The organism is Mesorhizobium sp. M7A.F.Ca.US.005.03.2.1, assembly GCF_003997795.1.
GTDB classification, from domain to species: domain Bacteria; phylum Pseudomonadota; class Alphaproteobacteria; order Rhizobiales; family Rhizobiaceae; genus Mesorhizobium; species Mesorhizobium ciceri.
The window spans coordinates 1-6,759 of sequence record NZ_RZRP01000303.1 but is presented as its reverse complement, the minus strand read 5'-3'; the positions used below and the strand labels follow the sequence as shown (position 1 = coordinate 6,759).

Here is a 6,759-nt window from a genome sequence, read left to right as displayed (position 1 = left end):
CATCGTGCCGCCGAACTGCCTGTCTGGCTGCACAGATACAATTGGCATCGTCCACATGGCAGCCTAAAGTCAAAAACGCCTATCAGTCGCCTCGCCCTGATCGAGGACAACCTGTTGAAGCTCCACACCTAGGTCACTATCGGGGGGCCTTAAACCTGAACAGCTCCATCGTCGCGGCTGCTGCGGAAGCAGGAGCTATCACTGGGACCCGTACTGGTGCTTGTCAGCCGCTGAGCCGCTACTTCGTCTTAGGAAGAGCATTGTCCTTGCCAAAAGCCGGCCAGTATTTCGAGATTGCCAGTGTGGCGCCGGCTGAAGAGAAATGACCATAGTCGAAATATAAAAACTCTCCTCTATCGAAATAGGCGCAGCGTCCTGCGCTGCACAGGAATTTCAGCGGATCGATGAATGTGGCGCCTTTGGTAAATGAGCGCACACGTTCGTTGACGTCGGGGTCCATCGCGATCGGCCAGGACGTATCGTCCAGATTTTGGCGCTTGGCGAAGAACGCAATTTTCCGGACGTCAGTTGGGAACTGCGGAGACTGGCCGATGACAAACACGCGCACGCCCAGGGCACGAAGCGTAGCGATTGTTTGCTGAAGACCGTCGAAACCTCTGACCTCATAGTCACTCCATCTACCGCTGAGGATAACCGTCTTGATGTCCGCTTCCAAGATGACGTCCAAGGCCTTGCGATTGAACCGGACACAATCAAGACGATCGTACGGGTAGTAATAGAGTATCGGCGCGCAGCTGGCGTACGTATATTCAACGATGTTCGCCTGCAATCGATTTATGTTAGCACCCAAGCCGGAAACATAGTGCGCGGCGAAGGAGTCGCCCCACAAAAAAACCGTTGTTGGAAAACCGCTGGTGCGCGTGCAATCCTCCATATTCCAGCTTTCGATCCGGCTGGTGCCCTCGTTGAAACAGATGCCATTCCTCCAGTCCCCGACGGAAATGCGCCGCTGGACATAGTCCGGAAACCGTTGCGGAAAGCCGTTGCCGAGCGCCCCCGCCGCTCCGCCGGCACAAAGGACAACGATCGCGAGCGCTGAAAAGGCGAAGATAGGCCCCGGGGAGGTGAAGGCCCTCTTCTGTCGAAACGGCTGCTCTACAAACTTCCAGGAGAATGCAGCCAATGCGAGGCTTGCCACCAACATCGCACCGGTCATCAACGGATCGAGTTTTTGGAACGAAAGATAGTGCGCGAACGCATTGAGAGGCCAGTGAACAAGATACAACGAATACGAGATGAGCCCAATCCAGACCAGCGGCCTGACTTCGAGCATGCGGGTGGCGACCGTCGAGGGGGTATTTTGGCCAACATAGATCAGAAGGGCCGTTCCGATGCATGGATACAAGGCGTTGTAGCCTGGGAACGGATCACTCGCCGAAATCGCGAAGAACCCGATGGCGAGAAGGCCAAATCCGGCCACCCCCACCGACTCCATCAGGAGTCGGTTGCCCAGCGGCGAGGGGCATTTGAGCATGAGCAGGGCGCCCAACATGAGTTCCCAGATTCGGGTCGGCAGCAGATAGAATCCGGCGGTGGGTGCCAGCGATGTCGCCATCACCGCCACTACGAAGCTGCAGAGAATTATCGGAAGAAGTGTCGTCAGCCAGCGCTTCCCGATGTAGCGATAGATTAGGAACATCAGGATTGGTGCGAAGATGTAGTACTGCTCCGCTACGGAAAGCGGCCAAGTGTGCAACAGTGGTAGAAGCGCGGCATCGATAGAGAAGTAACTTGACGTTTTCCAGAAGAAAACGTTCGACCAGAAGGTCGAGGTAGCTATGATGCTAAGACTGAATCCGCGCAGATCCGGTGGCAGAAGAATGAACAATGCCGCAATGCAGGTGAGAAGCATCACAAAGACGAGCGCCGGCAGAATGCGCCGGGCACGGCGCCAGTAGAAGTTGACGATGGAAAATTGGCCGCGTTCAAGGTCATCCAGGAGGCTTCCGCTGGTTAGGTAGCCGGAGATGACGAAGAAGATATCGACCCCGCTAAAGCCACCCGGGATCGCCGAAATTCCGAAATGAAAGAGTACGACCGGAAGTACAGCAACGGCCCTAAGGCCCTCGATATAGCGCCTATATTGCATCCAGCGGTTCCTTTTATTTTAGATCAGGACGCGATTGGAAGCTTTCAATCTCCGGTAGGAGTGCTGCCGAGATAAGGGCGGTATCAGCCACCTTTATCCGTCCCGAATGTTCTGTAAGTTGCAACTGGTACAGAAGCACGATCGCCATCGCCGGCCTTGACGGCCTGATTGTCGAGCAGATCGCGCGGATCGTTGACCATCACGGCCAGGTTATGTCCTGTCGAACAACCAAGCGGCTGTTTGAAGGATTCTTCATTGGGTAAGGCACCATATGAGGGACAGACCGGCGGACGGGCGTGATAGACAATCGCCTCAATTCGCACTGAGCCGGCGTCGTGTTGATCGCGCAATTGAATGTTGTCTTCTTCGATTGCCAACTGCCTGGCCTGATGGGCTACCCCTGCGCTGAGCTGGGGCGAACCGCTGATGAGGAGGTGGATGGCATCGAACCGGCCGCGACTGGCCTTGTCTAGGAAAACACGCAAACGCTGCCGTTCGGAAGCGCGCAGGCTTTGCAACGTCAGGACGGTGGTCTCCTCTCGGACAAGCATTGGTGCCGATGGTTCGACATCAACTGGCGTAGTGCTTGTGCAGCCACTTACGCTTGGTGCCAGAGCGACAAAGAGGATTATAAAACGCAACATCTTTGGATGACACTATTCGATGATGAAGCCGAGACCGCCCTGGGCGCTTGGCGCGCCCGCACGGATAGCAGCGCGGTCTCGCGGGGGACTTGTCACGGAATTCGTCGGAGCGCCCCCTCCGTTCAAAGCCGGTGCCGCCCGCTCGGTCGGTGCGCTCATCTGGTTTGGGTTGGAGCCTGGTCTTACAATGTAAGGCGTAACTAGAATGACCAGTTCTGACTCCTCTTTTTGAAACGAGGTCGAGCGAAAAAGCGGTCCCAGGATCGCCAGTTCTCCGAGCCAGGGAAAGGCCCTGACATCATTGTTGACGTTCCGCCTGATTAGACCGCCGATTGCGAAGCTCTGGCCGCTGGCGAGTTCGACGACCGTATCGGCTCGGCGCGTGGAAACTGCCGGCACGGAAATTCCGTTGATTTGCACGGCACCTTGCGTCGACAGTTCACTGACTTCGGGCGTTACGTGAATGTTGATTTGATTGTTGCTGAGAACTGTCGGCACAAATTCCAGACTGACGCCGAAGTGACGGAATTCAACCGATACCTGCCTGTTTTCCTGCAGGACAGGAATGGGAAATTCGCCGCCCGCGAGAAAGCTGGCCTTTTCACCCGACATAGCGGTGAGGTTCGGCTCAGCCAGGACGGAAGCTATATGCTCCTTGGCGAGCGCGTCGAGAACCGCGCTGACGTTGACGGCACCGTTGTCGAATCCGATTTCTGCTGTACCGCCACCCTGGGTTGAACCAGACCCAGCGCTTGCAGCGCTTCCGCTTAGAACGCCCACTTTGAAATTGCCGATTTGACCGAAGGCGGACAAGTTGACGCCGAGTGACTTCATGGCGCTGCGTGAGACTTCGGCTACGCGCACGCTGAGGTTAACTTGCAGGGATCCAGCGACCTTGATGTTGTTGACGACTTGCGCTCCGTCGCCCAGATATTGCTCAGTGACTCTTTTTGCGGTGTCGGCGACCTCTGCGTCGGGCGCCGTCCCGCTAAGGATTGCGCCGCGCGGCGTATAGTTGACGCGGATGGGATAGTCGCCGACCTGCTCCCGCAACATGGCGCGTAAATCCCCGATCGGTTGCGTGACAACGATACGCAATTCGGCGAGAGGCTCGCCATTGCCATCCAAGGCGAATAGGCTGGTCCGCCCCGATTTCTTGCCAAAGACGAAGATTGTTTTGCTCGATGGCGCCTGAAAATCCGCGATCGTGGGGTCAGCAACAAAGATGGTCGTGGCTGGCCCGGGCAGATGAACGGTCTCCCCGAGCGAAGAGGAAAGGGTCAGCGTGGCGTTGATGCTATTCGAAGCCGCATGCGGCGGGCCTTTGTCCTGCTTGTTTTGCGCCGCGACACCAAGTGGGAAAGTCACAATAAGCGCGCAGAGGAGATGGCCCAGGTAACGGGGCACTGCAGGTCTTGTAACCTTGTTGGCGATCGCCCGCCAATTGAGCGCAGCGCAAGGATGTTGAAGGATCAGCAAAATAGATCTTCTTTCGATTCGACAAACTATGCGGACGAGGCGTCAGTCAATTCTAGGATGTAACCAATGCCTCGGATGGTCTTGATCCGTGGCGTTGCACCTGATCTGGTCAGATGTCCCCGTAAACGATAAATTCCGACTTCAAGCGCGTTGGCAGACACGTCGTCGTTGAATGAATAGAGGTGATCTTCCAATTGCGCACGGGGCACGATGCGGCCTGCCCGGTTAAGCAGGTGCTCTAGAACACAGAGTTCGCGACGTGCGATCATCATTGGGTGCCCATCAACGAAAACCTGGCGGGCGACCGGATCAAAGTCGAGATTGCCAAATACGAGCCTCAGGTCGGTCATCTGTGTCGCCCGGCGCAGAATGGCTCTCATTCTGGCAATAAGCTCATCGGTAGAGATGGGTTTGAGCAGAAAGTCGTCCGCACCACCGTTGAAGATCGCAATTCGCTTATCGAGATCGTTAAGGCTGCTCATAATGACGGCAGGAACTGAATGCCCGTGGGTCCTCAACTGCCTCAGCCAACCCAAGCCATCGCCATCTGGCAGAGCCAATTCCAGCAGGAGAATTTCATAGCTGGCGCAAGAAAATGCACTCGAAGCCAGTTCCAGAGTACCAACGACATCAACGACGAAGCCGCCATCCCCGAGCGCAAGTCGCATGGCGCGCGCAAGATCCGCATGATGATCCACGAGCAGCGTTCGCATTTCATCTCCTCTCGAAGAGGGACGGCCCATCGAACGCGTCACCGGCGGCCATCTGATCGGAGCACACGGCGCGCAACTCGTCGCAGCTCTCGGAACTGGTCCGAGTCGGAGGGACATGCAAGTCGCTCGGTGGCAATAGGCGCGGGTGAGGACCAACTGACGGGCTCAAATACGCCGGTCGGCGAACCCACGAGGCCAGCAACCCGCGTGCGATTTCTCGTTGCATCATCTCTCCTACGTGCAGCCCCTGCGCTCGCAAGGCAGCGTCGCGGCTCAGAGCCCGATTCCCACAGAGGGTAGGGTTAGCTTTCGAGAAACTGATTGAACAAATCGATTATTTGGATCGAATGCATCCACGGTATGGATGCAGCGCACCATCTTCAACGACTGCGGCGTCCTGATGCACTGTTGTGTCTGTCGTGCTCTGCTTTTTTCGCTGTCCTTCAAGGCTGGCGAGCCTGGTGGAACCTGCGCGTCATTGGCTTGGTAGCTTGAATGCTCAACAACGGAGCGCCCTGCGCAAAGCCGCTCTCATTTCCAAAAAGCCTTGCAATCTGGTTGGAGCACTTCGCGCTCGACACCAAAATAGGCGAGGAAAACTGACGTCTGACAGGGATGTACATGCAACAGCCGATTTGCGGCACCAGCAAACGACCGCGTTCAGGCTGAAGATCGACGACCAACGGCTCCTCGATTTCCGCACTTTTACAAGCTCTTCCTGTGCGGGCGGATGCCGGCAAACAGCAGCACAGGGTCAGCGAAACCGGGAGCGGGCCTGCTTGATCGCCATGATCACATTGCCGCTGTCGCGCGTGCGGAGCGGAATGCAATCGGTCCAGCCGGCGGCAATCCGGTCAGCACCATCGTCTGCACGAAGCTCCCTGACGAAGACGTGCCCGAATGCGCTCAACAAAGCCGGGCGGCGGATCTTTCCAATCGCCGAAGGTGCGGGCTGGCACCGAGCGGCGAACTGCGAACTCATTCCTGCCCGGCGGCGCTGGCCGCCGCGAGCGTCGATGCGGACCCAGCCGCTCCGAATCCTCCCACAACACGATGAGCGCGTCGCGGACATCGCTGCCGTAACAGCGGCTGCGGCTCTTGCCCGCAGACGGCCTCTGCTCACGACGGTTCATAAGACGGATCGCGCGCTTGCGAATAATAGCCGGTTACCGCCTCGAACTCATCCAGAATGCGCCGCTTGTCAACGCCGCAATAAAGCTCCACGATCGCCGCTTCACCGTGTCGCCATGCTGAGCCGCGCCATCCTTCCCCCGAACCGGAATGGCACGACCTGTCCATCCCCTTTGGAACAGGACACTATTGGTAACATTTTGCTTGAGGCAATGCGGCTCGTTGCCTTCCTTTTCGCTGACCGGAAGGGTACCGGAAGTCGTCTATCGCATCTTACCCGCTGAAAGCGGCAACACCTCGACCTCAATCGCAGATCATAGGAAATAGACGATCGCGTCGGGGCCTCAGCATCGGTTCACCGGGTTTCCGTCATCGACTGAAGCGAATTGCCCCATCGACCGTCACCGGGTGGGCCGCGATACGTCGCCGTATATGATTAGCGAGCGCACGTAGCGGAGCCATAGCTCTCCACCCAGCCATGTTCCCCTAGTTGGAAAATGTCCGGCGGACCAGAGGTGCTGTCGTCAGCTTTTCCTGAATAGCGGCCAAGGCAATCCCTACCAGTCCATCACCACCTTGCCGGAACTGCCGCTCTTCATCGCATCGAAACCGATCTGAAAATCGTCGATGCCGATGCGGTGGGTGATCAGGCCGGAGACATCCAGCGGACCCTGCACCTGTC

4 protein-coding genes and 3 pseudogenes are annotated in these 6,759 nt (G+C 57.2%); 1 reads left to right on the top strand and 6 read right to left on the bottom strand.

The window, feature by feature from the left end:
- Window positions 1-132: pseudogene (locus EN991_RS17920) on the top strand (IS481 family transposase); the annotation flags it as partial.
- A gap of 106 nt (window positions 133-238) precedes the next feature.
- Here EN991_RS17920 and EN991_RS17915 read toward each other — a convergent pair.
- The 6 genes and pseudogenes from EN991_RS17915 to tdh all read right to left on the bottom strand — a co-directional run.
- Window positions 239-2,110: an acyltransferase family protein gene (locus EN991_RS17915; RefSeq protein ID WP_063169260.1), complete on the bottom strand. Its 1,872-nt coding sequence runs from the start codon at window positions 2,108-2,110 to the stop codon at window positions 239-241.
- A gap of 83 nt (window positions 2,111-2,193) precedes the next feature.
- On the bottom strand, window positions 2,194-2,754 hold the full coding sequence (locus tag EN991_RS17910) for a CpaD family pilus assembly lipoprotein (protein ID WP_063169261.1): 561 nt from the start codon (window positions 2,752-2,754) through the stop codon (window positions 2,194-2,196).
- A gap of 12 nt (window positions 2,755-2,766) precedes the next feature.
- Window positions 2,767-4,188, bottom strand: coding sequence for a type II and III secretion system protein family protein (locus EN991_RS17905; RefSeq protein ID WP_063170365.1), 1,422 nt, complete (start codon window positions 4,186-4,188; stop codon window positions 2,767-2,769).
- Between the two features lie 71 nt (window positions 4,189-4,259).
- The gene (locus tag EN991_RS17900; RefSeq protein ID WP_063169262.1) at window positions 4,260-4,946 is read right to left on the bottom strand and encodes a response regulator transcription factor; all 687 of its coding nucleotides are present in this window, start codon (window positions 4,944-4,946) and stop codon (window positions 4,260-4,262) included.
- Between the two features lie 805 nt (window positions 4,947-5,751).
- Window positions 5,752-5,920: pseudogene (locus EN991_RS40950) on the bottom strand (transposase); the annotation flags it as partial.
- A 714-nt stretch (window positions 5,921-6,634) separates the two neighbouring features.
- A pseudogene (gene tdh / locus EN991_RS17890) lies at window positions 6,635-6,759 on the bottom strand (L-threonine 3-dehydrogenase); the annotation flags it as partial.